Raw genomic sequence first — 21,413 nt, 5'->3', positions numbered from 1 at the left:
AAACAGACTACTCCAATTGCTTCGTATAAGTCTTTTGTTCTCATCGTCACCGATAGACATTGTAACTTATATAACGACTGAAGCCGGCCGAGAGGCATCCGCTGATGTTTCGATACTCCTCTACCTCGTCTACTGAAATCGGCTGTCCCCGATCAGTGCCTGCGCTATTCGCCTTTACGAATTTGGTTCTCTCCTTTACTTAAGTTGCGACAGTCTTGCAGTATCCTGCTGTGCACGCATTAGAGACTTTATTTAATCATCTGTAAGCATATAGAGAGCATATAAAAAGTTTCTGAATATATCTCTCAACAAAGCATACTGCGTTAATATATTATAACCGATACCGGAATTAAAGTAAAGAAGGCCAAAAAGCGTGAAAAATCCATAGCAGGCAAGCATCTTGATACTCCAAGACGCTTATCATTCTATGGATTTTAGGACTTTATATATTATTCTTCGACAAGACCTTGTTCACGACCGATGGTTTCAGCCACAGTATGACAAATGCGTTCCAATTGTTCATGGTCCGGACCTTCCGCCATAACGCGGATTAACGCTTCCGTACCGGATGGGCGCACCAAGATGCGACCGTTTTCACCAAGCTCACGAGCGGCTTCGGAGATTTCTGCCTGAATGAGCGGATTTTCATCCCAACCCGTTTTAGTTACTACATGAACGTTGATAAGCAATTGCGGATATTTCACCATAACTTTTGCCAATTCCGATAAAGATTGACCGGATTTTTTAAGCAACGCAAGCATCTGCACGGCTGTCAATAAACCGTCACCGGTGCTGTTATAATCGAGGAAAATAACGTGACCGGACTGTTCACCGCCGATGGAGTAACCGTCGGCACGCATTTTTTCAAGTACATAGCGATCGCCTACCGCGGTAGCAAAGGTTTTCATGCCCATTTCTTTAGCCGCTTTATGGAAACCGATGTTACTCATAACGGTGCCAACAATCATGTCTTGCTTCAAACGGCCCTGTTCTTTAAGCTGTTTGGCACAGAGTAACATGATTTGATCGCCGTCGAGGGCCTGGCCTTTTTCATCAACCAAAAGGCAACGGTCCGCATCACCATCATTGGCAATCCCCACATCGGCGCCGTATTTCACAACAGCGGCCTGGAGGCCTTCCATATGAGTGGAACCGGCGTTTTCATTAATATTAACGCCGTCAGGATCAACATTGATAGCGATAACTTTGGCGCCTAATTTCTCAAACACTTCAGGACCTACGGCCGAGGCGGCCCCGTTGGCACCATCATACACTACAGTCAAGCCTTCGAGGGACACATCTACAGTGCTTTCTACGAAAGCGGCGTATTCATGAGCCAATTCACGGCTGTTCAAAATGCGCCCGATATCGGCACCCGTAGGCCGTTCCAAATTATTTTCACTGCTCTGGCTGCATAATTCTTCCAATTCATCTTCTACGGCATCCGGCAATTTAAAACCTTCGCCGTCGAAAAATTTAATCCCATTATCAGGAAATTTATTATGAGATGCGGAAATGACAACACCTGCATCCCAACCATGTTTGCGCACTAAATAGGCAACAGCAGGGGTCGGTACAACACCGGCTACCACTACATCGCCGCCTACGGAACAAATACCGGCCGCCAATGCGTTTTCAAGCATAGCCCCGGAAATACGAGTATCGCGCCCGATAAGAAATACAGGGCGTTTCTTTTGGCGGCCGAAATAGGCTCCTGCCGCACGTCCCAAATGATACGCCAATTCAGGCGTCAAAAAAGCATTTACTACGCCACGCACCCCATCGGTGCCAAATAATCTAGACATTACGCTTCTCCTTCCTGCGCCTTCAACGGCTTATACGCAACCATAACACGAATGGCTGTTTCCGCACCATCCAAAGCGGCACTCATGATACCGCCTGCATAGCCGGCTCCTTCACCCATAGGGTATAGTCCCTTGACCGTCGGCGATTGCCGATCATCATCCCGCAAAATGCGCAATGGTGAGGAGGTTCTCGTTTCTACACCGGTCATACAAATCTGAGGTTCATCAAATCCTTTAATACGACGTCCGAAATACGGTAACGCTCGCTCCATTACGTCCGTCACATAGGTTGGCAAACATTCATGGAGATCTGCCGCCACTACGCCGGGACGATAGGAATGCGGTGCTGCCGCATTCCCTTCCGGCACAGCCCCTTTTTGACGGGCCAAGAAATCGCCTACCGTCTGCAGCGGTGCTTTATAGTCATGACCGCCTAACTCAAAGGCTTTCCTTTCCCATTCACGCTGAAAGGCTACGCCGCCGAGCGGATGGGTCCCGAAATCATCAGGCCCAACCGTAACTACTAAGGCACTGTTGGCCACACCGCTAGCACGAGCATATAAGCTCATGCCGTTCGTAACCACATGGCCGTCTTCCGAAGCGGAGGCCACTACTTCACCGCCCGGGCACATACAGAAGCTGTACGCCGTACGGCCGGTTTCTTTATCGTGGTAGACAACGGAGTATTCCGCCGCCCCCAGCCCCAATTCAGCCGGCTCGATGCCGTACTGCGAAATATCAATCATGGACTGCGGATGCTCGATACGCACGCCTACGGCAAAGGGTTTACTTTCCATGGCAATGCCCGTATTATAGAGCATTTCATAGGTATCGCGAGCACTGTGACCGACCCCGGCCAATACCAGGTTCGTCGGAATTATTTCTTCATCATTCACTTCAACGCCTACCACCTGATTAGCTGCCAATTGAAGTTTAGTAAGTTTCGCACCGAAGCGCACTTCACCGCCCCAAGCGATAATCTGCTCGCGCATGGCTTTTACCATACCACGCAAAACATCGGTCCCTACATGGGGTTTATGTTTGTAGAGAATCTCTTGCGGCGCCCCGAATTGTACAAAATATTTGGCAATTTCATGGAGTCGCGGATGGGTAACGCGGGTGGTTAATTTACCATCAGAGAAAGTACCGGCACCGCCTTCACCGAATTGTACATTCGATTCGGCTTTGAATTCGCCGGTTTGCCAAAACGTTTCCACATCGTGAGAACGTTGATCTACATCTTGGCCGCGCTCCAATACGATGGGACGATAGCCTTCACGGGCGAGGTAAAAAGCCGCCAACATACCGGCCGGACCAAAGCCGACCACCACCGGGCGCTCTTTTAGAACCTGCTCGCCATGTACAATCGGTTCCGGTTCGATAGGCTCCATGGTGCTCACATTTTTATCACGGCCAAGCTTTTTCATAACCACAGCTTCGTTCTGCACCGCCACAAACAAGGTGTACACGAAGGTAATATGCGGTTTTTTACGAGCATCTACGGCTCGTCTCACTACATGAATCTCTTGAATCTGATCTTTTAAGACAGGAAATTTATGAACAAGTAAGGCTTCCAGGGGATTCTTATTTTTTACATCCACTCGAAAATTAATTATTCTGAGCATTAGTGTCTCCTAAATATTTTTTGACGATTTCTACAATTACGTGCACTCTCGCCGGAGTTGCCGTATAGTTTTCGTTCGATACTAAATCATAGTCCCCTTCAATATTGGCAACTTGGCCGCTAAGCGGAATATCTATGGTACGAACTTCAGTGAGGTCTTTAATGACCCCTTCTTTGCCGCTCACAAGAACTTGTTGCGGCTCTACGGTAACGCTCTTAACTGCATACTCATTGCTCAAGGTGCCGGTTAAATTGGCTACGGCCGGTAAGTTTTTTTCAAAACGAATCTGCTCTAAGTCAATTTGAGCCTGCCCTTGGCGTGGCGTAATTGTTACATTGTCTACCGCCTTGCCCGCTGTATCAACCGCCACCATCATACCGGAGGCGGTAAAATCAGCGCGGCGATCATTCATTTTAACGCGCAGTACCACATGGGCTACCGCATCAACTTGCTGTTTAGCACCGCTTACGGTTACCACTTTCGGCACCGTGTTAATGGATTTAATGGCCACATCTTCAGGGACTTTGCCGAGCTGTTGTACCTCTACCGGTACTTCACGCAAAGTATATTCATCCACATTTACGTTCACCGAATCCGGCGTCATGCTCACAAGACTTACCCCGGAAGGCGGGGTAAACTGCACCTGAATATTTTGCTGCCCCGGTGCCACATCCCCCATATCCATATAGGCTTTAAGGGTGCTTTGATTAATAGCTAAGATAGAATTACGCGGTCCGCGCAAGTGGATATGCACTTCCGACGGAATATTTTCAACTACATATTGGGAGTTCAAGTTTTGCATTTGCACCGGTACGGTGTAATTAATATCCACAATCGGATTTTGTTCCTTCATTACAAAAAACCACAATAAAATGGCACCTAAGAGGGACAAAATTTTAGCCATCCAATGGCCTTGAATTTTATGAATAAAACGCATCATTTTTTAGCCCTCCATTTCTTCAAGAAGGACAACGCGTTCTTAGGACGTTCCATGAAGGCACGTAAGGATTCGCGCAATTGTTCTTCCGGTAAATGACGGTAAATATGACCGCCGTAAGTATAGGAAATTTTACCGGTTTCTTCACTCACTACCAATACTACCGCATCAGCCTGTTCACTGAGGCCGATAGCCGCACGGTGACGCGTCCCCAATTCAGTGCTTAAGGACCGATCCTGCGTCAACGGTAATAGACAGCCCGCCGCCATAATGCGATTGCCGCGAATAACAACGGCACCGTCATGAAGCGGTGTATTCGGAATAAATATGTTATTTAAAAGTTCTCGGGACACCTTACCGTCAATCTCGATGCCCGTATCGATAATTTCGCCAAGCCCCACTTCACGTTCAAATACGATTAACGCACCGATGCGATCACGGGACATAACTTTCGCCGATGCCATTACTTCGTTCACTAAACTATCGATTTCAACTTCACTCACATCTTGTGATTTTGAAAAAAGTCGTCCACGGCCCAAGCGTTCCAACGCACGGCGCAATTCCGGCTGAAATACTACCGGCAACGCAACCAATAAGACCGTCATCCCTTGCTGCAATAACCAGCTGATAACGTGTAAATCAAAGAAACGGCTGGCCACATTAATAAGACCAAGTACGATAAGACCTTTTAACAGCGCCATAGCGCGAGTGTCTCGAATTTGTTTATATAGATAATATAATAAAACCGCTACCGATAAAATATCGACTAAGTCACCGAAGCGGAATGTTTCAATTAAACCTTGCAACTGTGCCATCATATATAACCACTCCTCAGGAGGTTCACAAATAAATAAAGAGTACACTGCGCTAACGCACAGGTACTCTTTTATTTTACCTTATTTTGAGAGTGCTGTAAATTTGATAACCAATAATTACAACGGATTATACATTCTGCGTTTCAATCCAAACGTCCAGGTTACCGCCGCATACCATGCCTTCTTTAACAGCAGCATCATCATTCAAATCCACCATAATTCGACGATGAGCTTCTTTTAACTTAAGAGCCTCTAAGGCACTCAAACGGATTTCGTTTTCCGCCCGGCCGCCGCCGATGGTACCAAAAATAGAGCCGTCCGGATGTACCACCATAGTGGTACCCGCTTTGCGCGGTGTAGATCCGTGAGTCTGCAAAATTGTGGCAATCGCCAAGGTATCTTTCTCATGTCCCTGTAAGTAGCGGACAAATTCTCGTTTCATTCTTACTTCGCTCCTTCCGATAAGAAACCGCCCTTATGACCACGAGTTACTGCCAGATATTCGCTTACAATAGATAATGCGATTTCTTCCGGTGTTTGTGCTCCCAACGACAAGCCGATAGGTGCGTAAATTTTATCTAATTCTGTCTGAGTCCAGCCTTCTTCTTTTAATACTTCAAAGGCATGATACACCCGTTTATGACTACCCATCATGCCCATATAGGTGGCATCTACCAAATGACGTACCTGATGAAGACAAATACTGTCGTATTCATGCGCTCTGGTTACGATGATGATACCCTTATAGTTGTTAAGCGGCAATTTCGCTGCCAGATTATTAAAATCAATGCATTGACGACGAACGCGTTCATCGAAAAAGTCGGGGCGTAAATATTCGGGACGGTCATCGGCTACAGTTACATGACAGCCGATAAATAATAACATATCCGCAATACAGCGACTCACATGGCCGGCGCCCAGCACTAATACTTCCGGATCTTTTTCAACCGGTTGTACAAAGCATTCCATAGCGCCCAAATTCAACACTTCGGGGCGTTGCTCCGGATTGATGCAGATGCCATCTACCGCATCACCATATACAACTTCGCCTTTTTCACTATACAATACTTTATCTCCTTGTCGTTCACCACTTAAAACAGTCACCATGATTGATTTTTCATCTTGTGACAAACGCTTTTCAATTACATCATATAAACTCATAAAAACCTCAAATTCTACCTTAATGTAAATCTATATCGGACGCCATTGCTTTATTGGCCGTCTGCTTTTTAGATTCTTCATACAAAAATGCCGTTATAGCTTCCATAACGCCGCCGGCTACCGCCAAGGCCTTATCGGAAATACTATAGCAGTGAGATTTCTCGCAACGGGCGTCCACATCAGCTAATTTAAAGCCCTTCGTTACCATCAGACCGGATGCCAAAACGCCGCGTAAAATGCCGGCAATCTGAGAGACAACCGGTGTTCCGTCAACAAAACCGATGGTTTCACCGGCTTCCACTTCTTCACCGATATGACGGCGAGCCGTAAATAAACCGTCACACGGGGAATGCATAACCCGCTCAATGGTATAGCCGCCTACATTACCGGGCACACCCGTATTCGGTAATGCGGAACCGTCATAAATACAACGCCCCAAAGTGTGACCGCGCATAGTTTCCACTACGACATTTACATCATCACCGGCGGTAAAGCCCGGTCCGCAACCGATTACCAGCGGCGCATCGTCATTGCGCGTGCCTACATTGCGTTTGGCCAAAATGGCATCCACCACCACATCCGGCTTCAAGGCTTCCAGCACGGTTCGGTAGTCCTCAGTCACTACCGGTATTATATCTTCGCCGCGTTCCAAAATAGCTTTAGCTTCCGCCAAAGTCACATGACGCGCCACGTAACGTTCCAATAAAACTTCCCCGCGATGCACAGCCGCCCCATAACACACCTTGCGACGAATCATCGTAGGAATCGGTAATTCATTAATCACAACAGGAAAACCGGCGCGGCGTAAGCGATACACACAACCGGAGGCAATATCGCCGCCACTGCGCATTAATATTAATGGTTTCATATTTTTCCTCGCCTATTATACAACTGTTCATATTCAAACGGCGTATCTACATCGACGCCGATAGGTTCTGAAATTTCGATAAAATGCACATACTCTTTAGCCGCCCCTCGAATCAGACGGCGACCCCCTTCATCCCCCACTAACTGTTGTAAAGCGTCTTTCCAATCAGGTGAAAAAATAACCGGATTGCCCCTTTCTTTATTCGGTCCGTACAAGGGACACAGAATGGGCTTATCGTTTTGCTCAAGTTTACTGTAAGCAACTTGCATTTGCCCTGCCGCCTCTTTAGTCATCAGCGGTTGATCCGCCACGGCGCAAAGCACCGGCCTTGAGGAATCGGCCAGGGCGGCGATTCCCAGAGCCAATGAACGACTTTGCCCCTCTTCCGGTTTTTCGTTATAAACAGCAGTAAAGCCACTTGCATTTGCTATGCGTGCCGCTTCCTCTGCCCGTTCTCCCCCTATAACTACAATTTGTTTGCCTCCCAAGCCACCGTATACCTGACAGGCGGCTTCTAACAGAGTACCTCCGCGCCATGGCAACAAGACTTTGGAGGTCCCCATACGGCGGCTGAGTCCGGCCGCCAAAATCACTACATCAATTTCCATTGTGTATTCCTAATCACTATCAATTTTTAGCCTTGCTGATACCTAAACTTAGGCCCCTTTTATTGCCACTGAATGACACGGGCAATTTCACAGCTGGCTTTATAGCCGTCGGCCAAAACAATCATAGAGAATTTGCTGTCCGCTAAAGCGTCAAGGAAGGAATCGATAATGCGATGCTGCACCGTATCATAACCGGTACAGAATAAAATTCGCTTACCTTGGCTATACTGGAACAGACCTTGCGGATGCAGTACCAAACGGGCCAACATGGATGGCGTTACTACGGCCCCTTCGGCACGTTCCATAATCTGCGCTACTGCGCCTAAATTATGAACATGTTCCTCCGTAAGTTCAGTGCCGAGCATTTGTAAATTTACTACCCCGATGGTAGTCGTCGTTTTGGATGGAATAATCGGTTCCGTCGTTTTTGGTGCTTTTACCCATTTTTCTTTAGCACCGTCCGCCTCAACCAAAATTTGCCAGTTTGGATGTACCATATACATCGCATCAATAGCCTGGGGCTTCAATGAGGTTACTTTGGTGCCGTCCACACCGCTGAACCAAGCTGCACACCGTCCCCGCTGCATAGCTTTGTGACATGCATCTTCCGCATCATTAAAATCAGTCCCGTAATAGGGATTCCACAAAGCTACCTGAGATTCATACAGTTTGGTAGTCGTCGTAACTAATGTCGGTTGTCCTATTAAACCTGCATATTCTACCAATTTAGACAATACAGTTGTCTTACCGCCAGCCCCTACAATGGCTGTAATCCCCGGTTCAATCAACGAATTCCAATGTTTAGCTTGAATCATCATGGCCGTTCCTCCTCAGCACGAGCACGTTTAGCTCGAAATTAAATACCTACCTTTTATTGTTTCGCCATCAAGGCCTGAAATACCTTTTCTGAAATCATAGGTAATGTAGTTAATTCTGCGCCGCAAGCATTTAAGATGGCCCCTTGAATGGCCGGACAGGATGTGTTAATGACTACTTCGCCAATAGATTTCACACCGAAAGCCCCGGTTGGCTCATGCGATTCTACAAAATCTACATGGAGCGTTCCCATATCGAGGCGGGTCGGAATCTTATAACGCATCAGATTATTAGTTTCCAAACGGCCCGTACTGGAATAGTTAATTTCTTCCGTCAAAGCCATACCGATGCCCTGCACGATACCGCCTTCCGCCTGCACTTTGGCAAGCTTCGGATTCACCACCGTACCACAATCTACTACGGCATAATAATCAAGCGGTGTTACCTGACCCGTTTCCGTATCGACGCTCACTTCCGCAATACCTACCATGAACGGTGGCGGTGACGTATGGCTGCCCCAGGTGGCAAAACCAACGAGTTGCTGTGCTTCATGACCAAAGCTGACCATCAACTTCGGCGCCCATTCCTGGGTCGTCATGGATTTTTGACCATCCTTGGTTCTAGCCGTTACACCGTCAAAATCAATATCTTCTTCGGCCACTTCTAAATACATAGCAAACGTCTTAAGCAATTTAGCCCGTAAATCTTCCGCTGCCAATTTAGTGGCCGTTCCCGTTACATAGGTTGTACTGGACGCATAAGAACCCGGATCGAACGGTACTACGTCGGTATCTGCTTCATAGCAAGTCATATGGTCAATCGGACAGCCCAATACTTCACAGGCCATCTGCATCAAAATCGTGTTAGCCCCAGTGCCCATGTCAGTGGAACCGGTATACAAAGTGTAATAACCGTCATCTTGGAGCTTAATTTCTACCGATGCCGTATCCACATTGGCTACACCGGACCCTTGGAAGGCCAAAGCCACGCCCAAGCCGCCGCGATGAGTTTCGTCAATCTGCCAACTGTGCGGGCGTTCATCCCAACGGGCCATCGTTTTGGCTTTCGCAATCGCTTCTTTCAAAAGACCGGATTCAAGCACTTCGTCCGGTGCGTAAACCTGCGAACGTTCACCCACATTAATAAGGTTTTTAAGGCGTAATTCAATTTCATCGACGCCCATTTTCTTAGCCAATTTCGTTACGGCACATTCCAAAGGCCACAAGGCTTCTGTAGCACCATAACCACGGAACGCACCGCCAGCCATGTGATTGGTGTACACAATATTAGATTCATAGCGAACCGCTTTGCCCTTATTGTAAAGCGGTACCGATTTATGTTCGCCCGCCGTAAAGGTGGTAAATGCGTGAGTGCCGTAAGCACCGGCATCCGAGATAGACACCATGTCGATAACTTGAATGATACCGTCTTTAGTGGCACCCAAACGAATCTTCCATTCACGAGCATGACGACTGGTTGAACAGTTATTAGCTTCATGGCGGTCATAAATCAAAACGGCCGGTTTTTTCAAAGTCCAAGTGACAAAAGCGGCATATAGTTCCGTACAGGCTGTTTGCTTAGATCCAAAGCCACCGCCGATACGCGGTTTAATTACGCGCACTTTCGTAGCGGGAATTTCCAAGGCTCGGGCAATATGCCGACGCACATGGAACGGAATTTGCGTCGAACTGGTACAAACTAAACGACCGAACTGATCGAGCGTACAGAAGGTGCGGAATGTTTCCATCGCCGTCTGCAAGGTAGCTTGGTCAAAATAGGTGTCTTCCACCACATAATCACACTTAGCCAATTCGCCTTCAATATCGCCTACCACACGACTGTAAGAACATGCCAAGTTGCGCTTCGGATCGCCGCCTACGGGCATATTGTAATGAAGATCATCTTCCGGATGAATCACCGTCGGATGGTCCAGCGCAGTACGCATATCGAGAACCGGCTCCATCACATCATAAGTCACCCGTACTACTTTCATGGCCTGCAAAGCTGTAGCTTCGTCCTTCGCTACGATGAGAGCTACCGCATCACCTACATAACGTACATACTGATCCAGAATCAAGGAATCATAGGCGGATGGTTCCGGATAGGATTGACCTGCCAAAGTAAACCGCGTCTTCGGCACATCTTTATAGGTGAAAACCGCTTCCACACCCGGTAATTTTAGAGCTGCCGTAGCATTAATGTCTAAAATTTTAGCCATCGGATGAGGACTACGGAGTACCTTAATAACCAACGCGTGAGGTGGCACAAAATCTTCAGTATACGCAGCACGACCGCTCAAAATTGTAGCGGCATCTACTTTTTTATAAGACTTGCCTACATGTTGGCGCGCCTTTAACTCTTCACTCATGCCTCTACCTCCTCCAAGTAACGACGAATGCCGCGTAAATGCGATTCATAACCGGTACAACGGCATAAATTACCTACGAGAAAATCTTTAATTTCTTCGTCTGTGGGATTCGGATTTTGACGGCGTAACGCCATGGCACTCATCATCATGCCCGTCGTGCAATAGCCGCATTGATCAGCCCCTTCGGCAGCCAAACAATCCGCTAAAAGCGCTGCTTCATCGGCGAGGCCTTCCAAAGTTGTCACTTCATGACCTGACGCCCGATAGGTCGGATAGGAACAAGATAAGATAGTCTTACCATCCAGCCATACTGTACAAAGGCCGCAATTCAGCGTATCGCAACCGCGACGCGTACTGAAATAGCCTTGACCGCGCAATGTAGTCAATAACATTTCATCCGGTTCAACCGACACTTGTAGTTTTTTACCATTTATTATCAAACTTACGTCCACTGCTCTACCTCCTGCACCAAACGTTTTACCAATACCTTTGTCATAGCTGCGCGATAGTCTGCCGACGCATGAGAATTCGTCTGAAACGCGATTTCATCGGCTGCGGCGGTCATCGCCTCGTCGAGAGCCGCAATCCCTTTGGCACTCAATAATTCACCGGCCTTAACCGCTTCACGCACTGCTGCGGGACGACAGCCGATATAAATATGATAACCCGTTTCATCTTTACGAAGAGAGCCGGTCAAAAACGGAAAATCGCTCGTCGATTTACGCAAAGTATTAATAGCCACGGCTGTTACTTTCTTAGGCACACGGATTTCAACGAGCACATCTTTTTCCTTAAAATTCATGTACTCGGATAATGGCATGACGCCGTTCTGATGAAGCACGACTTCTGCTTCTAAAGCCAATAAAGCGGGTAAAATATCCGAAAAACCGAAGCGTGCCGCCACGGATCCTCCCATAGTGGCCATATTGCGAAATTGCACGCCCAAGATCGGATGCACAGCTTTTACCAAAAGGCCTTTCGCATAAGTCTGAAACGGCGCAAACCGTTCCACGTCACCTTGCGTGGCCATGGCACCGATAGCATAATAATCGTCTTCTTCACGAATATAATCAAGTCCCAACCCGCTCATATCAATAACCGAAGGCCAACGCCATTTCCCTAAGCCGATCCAACAACCGCCGGCCAAAAATGGAGCTGTTTTAAATTTCAAGGCCATTTCATAAGCCTCGGCAACCGTCTTCGGCTGCAATAATTGCCGATACATCAACATGATGTCCTCCTAATTATACCTATAAAACTTGAATTGTTGTACACTTTTATTATAAAAGTCTACCGTCAGCAATACATAAAATTCTCGCTTTTTTGAGGAAAATTTGTCATAATAACTGTATTATGATAACACGAAACGACATTTTTCAAATAGCCAAAAAATTAAATATTCCCGCCGTAGGCATTGCGCCATGGCCGTTACCGGACGATGCGGCAAACTATATCGACACCGCCAATCCCTGTCCGTTCATCAACGGCACATTAGAGGAACGACTCACCGCCAATACGGCGTTACAGTCACCTAAGAGTGCCATCGTTTGCCTCTTTCCGTACTATGTGAAAACCGATGAGCCCATCAATTTACCGCGTTACGCCTGGGGCCCCGACTATCATCTGGTCATTCCCGAGTACCTCAAGCGATTCGGCACAGCCTTACAGGAAATAGACAGCACCGTGGAATTTGAAATTCACTGCGATACGTCCCCCATGGCCGACCGCTATGTGGCATACCTCGCGGGTCTTGGCGTGTTTGGTAAAAACCGCGCCCTCATCCATCCCGTTTGGGGCAGCTATACCTCTATCGGCACCCTTTTGACCTCCTGCGAGCTCACGCCGGACACGCCGATGCCCGGTACCTGCTATGGCTGCAACCGCTGTATTAACGCCTGCCCCGGCCAATCACTGGGCCGTAAAGAATTCGGTTTTGAAACCTGCAAAAGTTATCTTACCCAGAAAAAAGGCGACTTGCCGCCTCATGAAGTGGCTATTATTCAAAAAACGCCGCTCATCTGGGGCTGTGACATTTGCCAGGAAGTGTGCCCGCACAACCGCAATGTGCCTACCACGCCAATTCCGGAATTTCAAACCATTGAGCCCTATGTCAGTCCGGCAACGCTTGAAGGCCTTACCAATAAGACCTTCAAAGCGGCCTATGGAGACCGTGCTTTCTCGTGGCGCGGTAAAGCCGTACTGCTGCGCAATACCGGTTATGTAGCCGACACTCTAACCACCAGCGCCATCACCGCTACTGAATCTGCCGGTCCTACCGACTCAGCCGACGTAACACCCGCATCAGCTAACCATCATTCGTCTAAGGACGAATAATTCAGCGTATCCAAGGACGCGCTCATAGGCTCCAAATATAACGTTAAAAACTGCTCCACTGCCGGTAACTCCATAGCGTGGAGCTTTTTTAATATGCTGTCGTACGCTTCGTTAAACTCCTCATTGCCGGCCTTTTTCTCAATGGCACATTTCATAAACGCCGCCATCGTGTCAGCCGCTTTGAGAAGCTTCGTTTCTACTTCGTCGAGTTCACCCAGCAAATACGGCTCATAGGCCTTTTGAAGTTCTGCCGGCAACGTGCGGAGCATTTTCTCCTGTGCCAATCGTTCCACCTGACCGTACAATTCACGTAGCGTCGGATGAAAATACTTAATCGGCGTCGGCATATCGCCGGTAAAAATTTCACTTACATCATGATACATAGCGGCTACGGCCAGACGATTAACGTCTACCGTGCCGCCGTTTAAATTATGTAACAACGCCAGGTTATGAACGATAAACGCCACATCAAGGCTGTGTTCCTGATTATTTTCAGGTTCCATATTACGCATCAAGCCCCAACGACGAATAAATCGCAACCGCCGCAAAAATGCAAAAAATGCACTGGTCTTACTTGTTGCTTCTTTCATACTATCCCTCATCCTATACCTAATCTCTATGTATGCTAAGCTCTTTTGCTCGGCTCCCAATTTATTTAAAATTCCCCGCTGCGACCAATTTTATGTCACCGACCTGCCCTATTTACCGGTTACACCCAATTTGGCAAAACCGTAATCCAACAATGCCGGCGCATCAACCCAGCGATTATCGTCATTCAAAAGGACCACGATTAAAGTATGGCCGTCGCGCGTTGCGGACGCAATCAAACATTCACCGGCGGCTTCGGTGTAGCCCGTTTTGAGGCCATTCGCCCCTTCATACTTGCTGCGAATAAAATGATTCGTCGTGCGCACCCAAACCGGTTTACGGTTTTCATAAGGCACTTTGTAAAAATCATCGCCTACAAAATCACGGAACATCGGAATATTCATGCCGTATGCGGCTATTTTAGCCAAATCCAACGCCGTCGAATAATGGCCCACTTCCGTGAGTCCATGAGGATTCAAAAAGTGACTCTTTGTAGCGCCCGCTTCTTTGGCGACTTCATTCATTTCCAGGGCAAAACGATACACGCTGCCACTTACATTTTCAGCCACTACCACAGCCGCGTCATTGCCGCTGGCCACCATCATGCCTTCCGCCACAGCCTGCAACGGCAACTGATCTGTCGTTTTCACCCCTAAATTGGATTCTTCCATGGATGCCGCATAAGGACTTATCGTCGCCAATTCATCAAGACGCGTCCCCTGTAATTTCAAGGCCGTTAATAGGGTCACCATTTTAGTCGTGCTGGCCGGATGCATTCGTTTATTTTCATTGCGGGCTACCAATACTTCACCCGTATCGGCATTCATCAGAACCGCCGCTTCGGCGGCAAAAGCAGGCACAACAACCGATTTTACAGAGCTATTTTTTTCACCCAAAAACACCTCTGCCTGCTTGGCTAATTCAGGCGTACCGGTTCGGCTACCCGAAGCTACCGCAGCCTTCGAGGTTACTGCGTTATCAGAAGCAGCCAAAACCGCTACTCCCGATAGTGCCGCACCGGTAAACAAACTACCGGTTAATACAAAAACACTTACTATTTTTTGCCAACATTTCATAGTCTAACAATCCTTATTTTACATATTGACTCATATCGCTCATAGGTTTCGCATTTTCATCAAGACCACTGCGCTGAATATGAACAACTCGTTGAGGATATGGAATATCAATATTTTCTTCATCAAAACGATCTTTTACGGACGACATAGTATCATAGAACACCTGCATGTAATTGCGGTTTTCCACCACCGGATACGCCGCGATACGCACGGAGTTATCGCCAAATTCGGAAATGCCGATTTCAACCATTTCGCGGTTGACGATGCGCTCATCATTCTCCATAACCTCACGAATAACGTCAATTGCTTTATGATGGTCATTATCATAACCGATATCAAATACAAACGGTACCACGCGCGTATCTTGATACGTAGCATTAGTAACCTGCTGAGACGTGAGCATGGAATTCGGAATAAATACGGTGCGCATTTCTTTAGTTACGATGGTTGTATTCATGAACTGAATGCTACGAACCGTACCCGTTACGGAGCCGACCGTAATCACGTCGCCCGCTTTAAAAGGTTTGAAAATCAAAATTAACAAACCGGATGCAAAGTTTGACAGGTTGCTTTGCAAGGAAAGACCGATGGCCAAACCTAAGGCACCAAAGGCTGCCAATAAGGACGTTGTCGAGAAGCCTGCCGAATTAAGAGCCGTCAAAAGCACAATAGCTAACACACCGTAGTAAATAATTTGGCTCACAAACGATACAACCGTGTGATCATAGTTGGCACGGCGCATCATACGCATGGCCACATCACGAATAAAACGAGCAATATAGAGCCCCACAATATAAATGAGGACGGCCACAATCAGGCTTGGTCCGCGATCGATAAAGAAATTAATAAGCTTATCCACATAACTCATGCTGTCCGCCACTTGGTTTTTAACTGCATTCGACACCGGTTCAGCCGCTTGTACACTTGCAACTAACATATAAACGCCTCTCTTTCTTTTAATAATTAACTAACATTTTACCACTTGTTTTATTGTGTTTTTTGAAAAAAACAATGGATGACAAAATATAAAAAAACATATATGATAACACTATGTGTCGATATACCCTTTATATATCGGCTAAAATATGTCAGGTACATCACCCACAGTATAACTGTAGTACAGAATATATCATATACATCAAAATAACAGGAGTCAGTTATGACAAAACCAACTATACAGAATCCATATACGGCCCCTTCGGAATTAGCCGTAGGCGGTCAAGTCAAGCTTCACCACACAGCCATCGTCGTTGCCTTTGACGATGTGCGCTACAGCTTGAGCACCGGTCCTTTGAACGGCGGTCTCCATCACATCATGGCTATCCGCAATCAAAACCTGCCGTTTTTTGTAGAAACGGAAAAGGAATTACCCGGTGGTTCCGCGGCCGGTTATTTGAGCGCTGAATTCGAGCAGGAAGATTATCCCTTAAACTTCTGCACCGGTCTCATTACCAGCGCGACCATGGAGTTTCATGCGTATGCCAAAGTAACGGCCGGTGATGTCATTGTAGAAACCATTGCGACCGGCGGTTTTGAAGCGACCGCTCATTGCGCCGGCGACGGTTATTACTATGAAGAAAAGGACGGTAAATTCCGCCAGCCCGGGACAATCAATCTCTTAATTTTTACCAATAAGGCCTTAACCGACGGGGCCTTAACCAAAGCCTTAATCACCGTAACGGAAGCTAAATGCGCAGCCTTTCGGGAAGAAGAAATTCACAGCCTTATAAGCGGTGCCTACGCCACCGGTACAGCCACCGACGGCGTGGTCCTCACCATCGATACGAATGGAGAGATATTAACCGATAGCGGTACCTATTCCCTATTCGGCGACACCTTAGCCAAATGCGTTCGTCTCGCTATGAAACGGGCTTTTGAAAACATTCAGCGAAAAGTAGCCTATGAAAAAGCTAAAGCGGCCTATGAAAAGGAACAAGCTGAGACTGAGGCCTAAACAAGCCAACGCTCTCCTAGCTACTCTAACCTACTCTAACATCCTCTAACCTACTATATGTGTGCTATCTTAAGAAATACCATGGCTTAAGATAGCACGTTTTTGTATGCCAAAATCTAAGCTACTTACACTGCTGCTTACACTGTTACTTGTACTAATATTCGTAAAAATATTCCTGCAAAGCGGCTCTATCCTTCGTCTTAGTCAAACCTAAGGTCAATAAAATGCGTGCTTTCGAAGGAGCCAAGGTATCACTAACGATGAAGCCGTGGCGGCTGTCATTCGGCATAGCCGATACCATTCCGCTACCGGTGCGCGAAGAACGAACCACCGGAATATCAAGATTTTCAACCAACTGACGGATACGTTCCGGCAAAATACCATGCCCAAGCCCTGCGAGTACTAAGCCATGGGGCTTTGTTTGTAATACGGAGTGTAATACATTGGAATCAATACCACCATACAAATAAACAAGCGCCACCGTAGGCAATTCTTTTGCCGTAAGCGGTGCAAATTCACTGGCCGCCGTATGTTTACGCAAGGATTCATAGTAAAAACGAGCTATGCCGTCTTGCACAAATCCGATATGACCGAAAAAGTCATTGCCGAACGCATCGGAACCGGTTGTATGTTGTTTAACCACTTCGCGGGCACAGTTAATCGTACCGTTCAAAGTAACGAGCACCCCTTTACCTACCGCCTCAGGGGAACGGGCTATTTGCATAGCCTGTAATAAATTGAGCGGTCCGTCCGCGCTGATAGCGGAGGCCGGGCGCATAGCCCCTACCATGACAATTGGTTTATTCGTTTGCACCGTCAACTGCAAGAAATAGGAACCTTCTTCCATTGTATCGGTGCCATGCGTAATGACTACCGCCGCTACATCCTCACGATCCACCGCAGCTTGAACCGTCCGGGCAAGCTCCATCCATATAGCCATCATCATATCTGAACTGTCAATATTACAGAGTTGTTTACTTTCAAAAGGGCCATAATTTTCAACGCCCGGCACGATAGCCAGCACTTCGTCAATGGTAAGTTCCCCTGCCTGATAAGCCGTCAAGTCTTCGGCCGAACCACTTTGTCCCGCAATAGTGCCGCCCGTACCGATAACAACAATTTTTTTAGTATATGCCATAGCATACCCTCCTCTTAATTCAAGGTTTTTACAATATTATTATAACAAAGAATTCCTTTCACTGGCTATGCAAAGGGGTAATTTTATCTATAAAAATCGATGTGTCAATAATTTCAGTGTACAACTTTTTTAATGACATTTCATCATGAATTCTAATTTCTATACTATATAGTTAAGAATATTTTTGTTACAAATCAACATAAATGTGTTACTATAAAGTTGTAGTTTTTTCTTCGTATACATTTGTATACAATCTTAAACAATATTTAGTAAATGGGGTGTATTTATGAGTGCACAAAAAGTATTAGAGTTTTTTAAAGCAATGAATCAAATTCCACGTGGTTCCGGTAATGAAAAAGCTGTCAGCGACTGGCTCGTTGCGTTCGCCAAAGCACGTAATTTGGAAGTTGAACAGGACAGTGCCAATAACGTACTTATTCGCAAAGCGGCTACACCGGGTTATGAAAACCGCCCCAGCATCATTTTGCAAGGTCATATGGATATGGTTTGTGAAAAAAGTGACGCTTCAACCCACGATTTCTTAACCGATCCGATTGAACATATTATTGACGGCGAATGGCTCCATGCCAACGAAACAACCTTGGGCGCCGACAACGGTATCGCCGTTGCCATGAGTCTTGCTGTACTCGATTCCGACGAAATCGAACACGGTCCGTTGGAATGTCTTTTTACAACAAGCGAAGAAACCGGTATGGACGGTGCTTTGGCTGTTAAAGAAGGTCAAACTCACGGTCAATACCTCCTTAATATCGACACCGAAGTAGAAGGTGAATTCGTAGTAAGTTGCGCCGGCGGGTGCCGTGTGGACGTTGAAATTCCACGCCTTCGCGATAATCGCGACTCCCAATTCACACACGGCTTGAAGTTAACCTTAGACGGCTTCTTGGGTGGCCACTCCGGTATTGAAATTCACAAAGAAAGAGCCAACGGCAACCAAATTCTCGGCCGTCTCTTATATGAATTAGCGGCTCAATATAATTACCAATTAGCTTCCTTCACGGGCGGCACTAAACACAATGCCATCCCTCGCGTAGGTTCTGCCACTATCCTCGTAAAAGAAGCGGATGTTAAACCGGTAACCACTTGGATTCAAGCAAAAATGAAAGCTTATCGCAGTGAATTTACACCACAGGATGAAAAAATCAATATCCTCGTAAGCGATGCTGAATTACCTGATACCGTATACGGCGGTGACACGGCTGAATCCTTACTTACCTTCTTATACCTCGCACCAAACGGTGTGTTTGCCATGAACCATTCCTTGGAAGGCCTTGTTGAAACAAGTAACAACATCGCCATCGTGGAAGAAACGGAACACACCATTCACCTGTTGATTTCTATTCGCAGCCTCTCCGAAAGCTCCATGGACTTCTTAACCAAGAAAATCCATCTCTTAGCTTCCACCTTGGGTCTGCCATCTAAAATTGCCGGCTCCTATCCGGCTTGGGAATATGAACCGGGTAGTGCTTTAGAAGAACAAGCCATTGCTCTTTATGAAAAAGTAACCGGTCAAAAACCTAAAGTAACCGCTATCCATGCCGGTCTTGAATGTGGTCTTTTGAAAGCCGTTATGCCTAATACCCAGATGATCAGCTTCGGGCCAACCATTACCCATGCCCATACACCGCAAGAACGATTGCACTTGCCATCAGTAGAGCATATTTATGATTACTTGAAGGTTTTGTTGAAGGAGCTCAAGTAGGAAGCCGCCTACCGACAGTGCTTGCGCGCTGTTAAAATTTTGGCGTGCTCTTAATAGCAAAAAACAGAAAAGGCCCATGCCTTGCTTGCCTTCCCGTGGTATGTAATAAAAGATATACAAAATAAAAAAGATGTCCTCTCGTAGTGCGATCGTTTCACGCTAAAGCACTCCTCCGAGGACATCTTTTTTATTATGTTTACATCATCTCAATTTACAACATCGCGCTGAAAAACCTATACACCAGAAGGCATGGGGCCTCTATAAACTTTCTGATTTAGCGCAAAACACGCCAAATTTTTAACAGCAAACAGCAATCCTCTGAAGGTATGGCGGCTTCCTATGTAGAGCTCCTGCAAAACCTTCAAGTAATCAACTTGGGGGAGGGAGAGAAAAAAGGTTTCCTCTCGCAGTGCGATCGTTTCACGCTAAAGCACTGCTCCGAGGAAATCTTTTTTCCAGTGGGGATGTATCGTTTCAAATCAGATTACTTATCTATTATTATTTGCTAATCGTTTCATCATTTTTCAGTTAATAAACAACAAGCTTTAATTCAATCTAATTTTCCCTCCTCCCCTTTTCAAAACAGGGCTTGGTACGCATATTATAATAACTCGCCTTTAGTCGCCGTGGTATTTCTCGGTAGTGTTTTAGGGTAATCCGAATTTGACTTACTCGCACATAATGTAATAAAAATGCCACATACCTTCTGAAGGATCCCTTTTGCTACGTGTAGCCAGGGTCCAAGGAAGGTATGTGGCATTTACTTAATATATATTAAGTTATCGGATTGCCCTAAAACATCTCCTAAAATACATAGCGTAAAGGCGAGTTATTATTCGCGCACCAGCACTTTTTTAATTTCTCCTATGTACATGGTATGGAAGTCTTTTTCCGGATAGTTTTCGGTAATTAGTTTTGTATCAAGAAAACCTTCCTCAACAAGTGGTGCTTTATAGATTTTACGGCAAACCAGCACCAAATCGGCTTCTTTGAAGTAAGTGGTATTATCCACGAACTCAGGTGTTAAGCCCATTTTTGCCACTTTATCTTCATCGCGGCCGGAATGTGTCCCCAAATATGCCAATTGGCGTTTATAGTCGTTACTAAAGAAGGACAAAGTAAATTCCGCTTCACGATCAACAAACTCTTTAGTATAGCGTTGCGGACGAATATACACCGTCGCCGTAGGTAAGCCCTTATTGGTTCCCCAAATAGCGCCTAAATGCCCCCAGCTGGCGGTCATCGTATTAAAACCGTTTTGTTCGTTGCCGGCCGTAATCAACATCCAACCATCAGAAATAAGTGTCATAGGATTCAATTGTAAATCTTTTACTTGAATTTCTTTCATTATTTATCTTCCTTTCTACCTTAAATTGCTACTTTAACTATTTTCAAAACTAAACTTCATTCATCAATAGCGAACCTATCATCGTCACGATTTAGTCTTTTGTAAAAAAGAAAATTACCATAAATTTCTCGATAAGTATTTGTGACTTGTAAGCACTTTTATTATAAAAAACTTTAACAACTTTGAAAAGACAGCACTTTTTTGTACTATAGGAACATAAATGTTACAATTTAACTATATTCAATGTTT

At 46.2% G+C, this 21,413-nt stretch carries 20 protein-coding genes; 3 read left to right on the top strand and 17 right to left on the bottom strand.

What is annotated here, in order from left to right:
* Window positions 1-449: 449 nt before the first annotated feature.
* The 12 genes from glmM to EO124_RS05735 form a co-directional block, all read right to left on the bottom strand.
* Window positions 450-1,805: a phosphoglucosamine mutase gene (gene glmM, locus EO124_RS05790; protein ID WP_127058733.1), complete on the bottom strand. Its 1,356-nt coding sequence runs from the start codon at window positions 1,803-1,805 to the stop codon at window positions 450-452.
* Window positions 1,805-3,430, bottom strand: a complete 1,626-nt coding sequence (locus tag EO124_RS05785) for an NAD(P)/FAD-dependent oxidoreductase (RefSeq protein ID WP_127058732.1) — start codon at window positions 3,428-3,430, stop codon at window positions 1,805-1,807. Before EO124_RS05785 ends, glmM begins: the two co-directional genes overlap by 1 nt.
* Window positions 3,414-4,370 carry a CdaR family protein gene (locus tag EO124_RS05780; RefSeq protein WP_127058731.1) on the bottom strand — a complete coding sequence of 319 codons (957 nt, stop codon included), beginning with the start codon at window positions 4,368-4,370 and terminating at the stop codon, window positions 3,414-3,416. Before EO124_RS05780 ends, EO124_RS05785 begins: the two co-directional genes overlap by 17 nt.
* Entirely contained in the window at window positions 4,367-5,185 is an 819-nt protein-coding gene (gene cdaA, locus EO124_RS05775) for a diadenylate cyclase CdaA (protein WP_021841591.1), read from the bottom strand. The genes EO124_RS05780 and cdaA overlap by 4 nt, the downstream gene beginning before the upstream one ends.
* A gap of 124 nt (window positions 5,186-5,309) precedes the next feature.
* Window positions 5,310-5,624, bottom strand: coding sequence for an XdhC family protein (locus EO124_RS05770; RefSeq protein ID WP_021841592.1), 315 nt, complete (start codon window positions 5,622-5,624; stop codon window positions 5,310-5,312).
* A 2-nt stretch (window positions 5,625-5,626) separates the two neighbouring features.
* Window positions 5,627-6,343 (bottom strand): XdhC family protein, encoded by a 717-nt coding sequence (locus tag EO124_RS05765; protein WP_021841593.1) that lies wholly within the window; start codon window positions 6,341-6,343, stop codon window positions 5,627-5,629.
* A gap of 19 nt (window positions 6,344-6,362) precedes the next feature.
* Window positions 6,363-7,211, bottom strand: a complete 849-nt coding sequence (gene yqeB, locus EO124_RS05760) for a selenium-dependent molybdenum cofactor biosynthesis protein YqeB (protein ID WP_127058730.1) — start codon at window positions 7,209-7,211, stop codon at window positions 6,363-6,365.
* Complete coding sequence (locus EO124_RS05755; RefSeq protein WP_127058729.1) at window positions 7,208-7,819, bottom strand: nucleotidyltransferase family protein; 612 nt, start codon at window positions 7,817-7,819, stop codon at window positions 7,208-7,210. Before EO124_RS05755 ends, yqeB begins: the two co-directional genes overlap by 4 nt.
* Before the next feature lie 59 nt (window positions 7,820-7,878).
* Window positions 7,879-8,637, bottom strand: a complete 759-nt coding sequence (gene yqeC, locus EO124_RS05750) for a selenium cofactor biosynthesis protein YqeC (protein ID WP_021841596.1) — start codon at window positions 8,635-8,637, stop codon at window positions 7,879-7,881.
* 53 nt (window positions 8,638-8,690) lie between these two features.
* The gene (locus EO124_RS05745; RefSeq protein ID WP_127058728.1) at window positions 8,691-11,003 is read right to left on the bottom strand and encodes a xanthine dehydrogenase family protein molybdopterin-binding subunit; all 2,313 of its coding nucleotides are present in this window, start codon (window positions 11,001-11,003) and stop codon (window positions 8,691-8,693) included.
* Window positions 11,000-11,455: a (2Fe-2S)-binding protein gene (locus EO124_RS05740; RefSeq protein ID WP_127058727.1), complete on the bottom strand. Its 456-nt coding sequence runs from the start codon at window positions 11,453-11,455 to the stop codon at window positions 11,000-11,002. The genes EO124_RS05745 and EO124_RS05740 overlap by 4 nt, the downstream gene beginning before the upstream one ends.
* The gene (locus EO124_RS05735) at window positions 11,446-12,234 is read right to left on the bottom strand and encodes an FAD binding domain-containing protein (RefSeq protein ID WP_127058726.1); all 789 of its coding nucleotides are present in this window, start codon (window positions 12,232-12,234) and stop codon (window positions 11,446-11,448) included. Before EO124_RS05735 ends, EO124_RS05740 begins: the two co-directional genes overlap by 10 nt.
* A gap of 122 nt (window positions 12,235-12,356) precedes the next feature.
* Here EO124_RS05735 and EO124_RS05730 point away from each other — a divergent pair, with 122 nt between their 5' ends.
* Window positions 12,357-13,337, top strand: coding sequence for an epoxyqueuosine reductase (locus EO124_RS05730; protein ID WP_127058725.1), 981 nt, complete (start codon window positions 12,357-12,359; stop codon window positions 13,335-13,337).
* Here the strand turns inward: EO124_RS05730 and yfbR are convergent.
* From yfbR to EO124_RS05715, 3 genes are all read right to left on the bottom strand, one after another.
* A complete protein-coding gene (gene yfbR, locus EO124_RS05725) occupies window positions 13,316-13,927 on the bottom strand; it encodes a 5'-deoxynucleotidase (protein ID WP_127058724.1) in 612 nt (203 codons plus the stop codon). The two genes, EO124_RS05730 and yfbR, sit on opposite strands and share 22 nt — an antisense overlap.
* Window positions 13,928-14,035: 108 nt before the next feature.
* Window positions 14,036-15,001, bottom strand: coding sequence for a D-alanyl-D-alanine carboxypeptidase family protein (locus EO124_RS05720; protein ID WP_206512543.1), 966 nt, complete (start codon window positions 14,999-15,001; stop codon window positions 14,036-14,038).
* Window positions 15,002-15,014: 13 nt separating this feature from the next.
* Window positions 15,015-15,938 (bottom strand): mechanosensitive ion channel family protein, encoded by a 924-nt coding sequence (locus EO124_RS05715; RefSeq protein ID WP_127058723.1) that lies wholly within the window; start codon window positions 15,936-15,938, stop codon window positions 15,015-15,017.
* 222 nt (window positions 15,939-16,160) lie between these two features.
* Here EO124_RS05715 and EO124_RS05710 point away from each other — a divergent pair, with 222 nt between their 5' ends.
* The gene (locus tag EO124_RS05710; RefSeq protein WP_127058722.1) at window positions 16,161-16,955 is read left to right on the top strand and encodes an adenosylcobinamide amidohydrolase; all 795 of its coding nucleotides are present in this window, start codon (window positions 16,161-16,163) and stop codon (window positions 16,953-16,955) included.
* Between the two features lie 154 nt (window positions 16,956-17,109).
* On the opposite strand, the gene EO124_RS05705 is transcribed toward EO124_RS05710, so the two are convergent.
* A complete protein-coding gene (locus tag EO124_RS05705) occupies window positions 17,110-18,093 on the bottom strand; it encodes an asparaginase (protein ID WP_127058721.1) in 984 nt (327 codons plus the stop codon).
* 286 nt (window positions 18,094-18,379) lie between these two features.
* Here EO124_RS05705 and EO124_RS05700 point away from each other — a divergent pair, with 286 nt between their 5' ends.
* Window positions 18,380-19,816, top strand: a complete 1,437-nt coding sequence (locus EO124_RS05700) for an aminoacyl-histidine dipeptidase (RefSeq protein ID WP_127058720.1) — start codon at window positions 18,380-18,382, stop codon at window positions 19,814-19,816.
* 832 nt (window positions 19,817-20,648) lie between these two features.
* Here the strand turns inward: EO124_RS05700 and EO124_RS05695 are convergent.
* The gene (locus tag EO124_RS05695; RefSeq protein WP_127058719.1) at window positions 20,649-21,164 is read right to left on the bottom strand and encodes a flavin reductase family protein; all 516 of its coding nucleotides are present in this window, start codon (window positions 21,162-21,164) and stop codon (window positions 20,649-20,651) included.
* Window positions 21,165-21,413 lie beyond the last annotated feature (249 nt).

The organism is Veillonella ratti (genome assembly GCF_003992115.1).
GTDB classification, from domain to species: Bacteria; Bacillota; Negativicutes; order Veillonellales; family Veillonellaceae; genus Veillonella_A; species Veillonella_A ratti.
Note: the sequence above shows the minus strand (reverse complement) of the source record. Positions and strands in the feature narration are given on the sequence as shown.

Coding starts and splice junctions, on each gene's coding strand:
- glmM (WP_127058733.1), bottom strand. CDS start 1,805: ATGTCTAGATTATTTGGCACCGATGGGGTGCGTGGCGTAGTAAATGCT.
- EO124_RS05785 (WP_127058732.1), bottom strand. CDS start 3,430: ATGCTCAGAATAATTAATTTTCGAGTGGATGTAAAAAATAAGAATCCC.
- EO124_RS05780 (WP_127058731.1), bottom strand. CDS start 4,370: ATGATGCGTTTTATTCATAAAATTCAAGGCCATTGGATGGCTAAAATT.
- cdaA (WP_021841591.1), bottom strand. CDS start 5,185: ATGATGGCACAGTTGCAAGGTTTAATTGAAACATTCCGCTTCGGTGAC.
- EO124_RS05770 (WP_021841592.1), bottom strand. CDS start 5,624: ATGAAACGAGAATTTGTCCGCTACTTACAGGGACATGAGAAAGATACC.
- EO124_RS05765 (WP_021841593.1), bottom strand. CDS start 6,343: ATGAGTTTATATGATGTAATTGAAAAGCGTTTGTCACAAGATGAAAAA.
- yqeB (WP_127058730.1), bottom strand. CDS start 7,211: ATGAAACCATTAATATTAATGCGCAGTGGCGGCGATATTGCCTCCGGT.
- EO124_RS05755 (WP_127058729.1), bottom strand. CDS start 7,819: ATGGAAATTGATGTAGTGATTTTGGCGGCCGGACTCAGCCGCCGTATG.
- yqeC (WP_021841596.1), bottom strand. CDS start 8,637: ATGATGATTCAAGCTAAACATTGGAATTCGTTGATTGAACCGGGGATT.
- EO124_RS05745 (WP_127058728.1), bottom strand. CDS start 11,003: ATGAGTGAAGAGTTAAAGGCGCGCCAACATGTAGGCAAGTCTTATAAA.
- EO124_RS05735 (WP_127058726.1), bottom strand. CDS start 12,234: ATGTTGATGTATCGGCAATTATTGCAGCCGAAGACGGTTGCCGAGGCT.
- EO124_RS05730 (WP_127058725.1), top strand. CDS start 12,357: ATGATAACACGAAACGACATTTTTCAAATAGCCAAAAAATTAAATATT.
- yfbR (WP_127058724.1), bottom strand. CDS start 13,927: ATGAAAGAAGCAACAAGTAAGACCAGTGCATTTTTTGCATTTTTGCGG.
- EO124_RS05720 (WP_206512543.1), bottom strand. CDS start 15,001: ATGAAATGTTGGCAAAAAATAGTAAGTGTTTTTGTATTAACCGGTAGT.
- EO124_RS05715 (WP_127058723.1), bottom strand. CDS start 15,938: ATGTTAGTTGCAAGTGTACAAGCGGCTGAACCGGTGTCGAATGCAGTT.
- EO124_RS05710 (WP_127058722.1), top strand. CDS start 16,161: ATGACAAAACCAACTATACAGAATCCATATACGGCCCCTTCGGAATTA.
- EO124_RS05705 (WP_127058721.1), bottom strand. CDS start 18,093: ATGGCATATACTAAAAAAATTGTTGTTATCGGTACGGGCGGCACTATT.
- EO124_RS05700 (WP_127058720.1), top strand. CDS start 18,380: ATGAGTGCACAAAAAGTATTAGAGTTTTTTAAAGCAATGAATCAAATT.
- EO124_RS05695 (WP_127058719.1), bottom strand. CDS start 21,164: ATGAAAGAAATTCAAGTAAAAGATTTACAATTGAATCCTATGACACTT.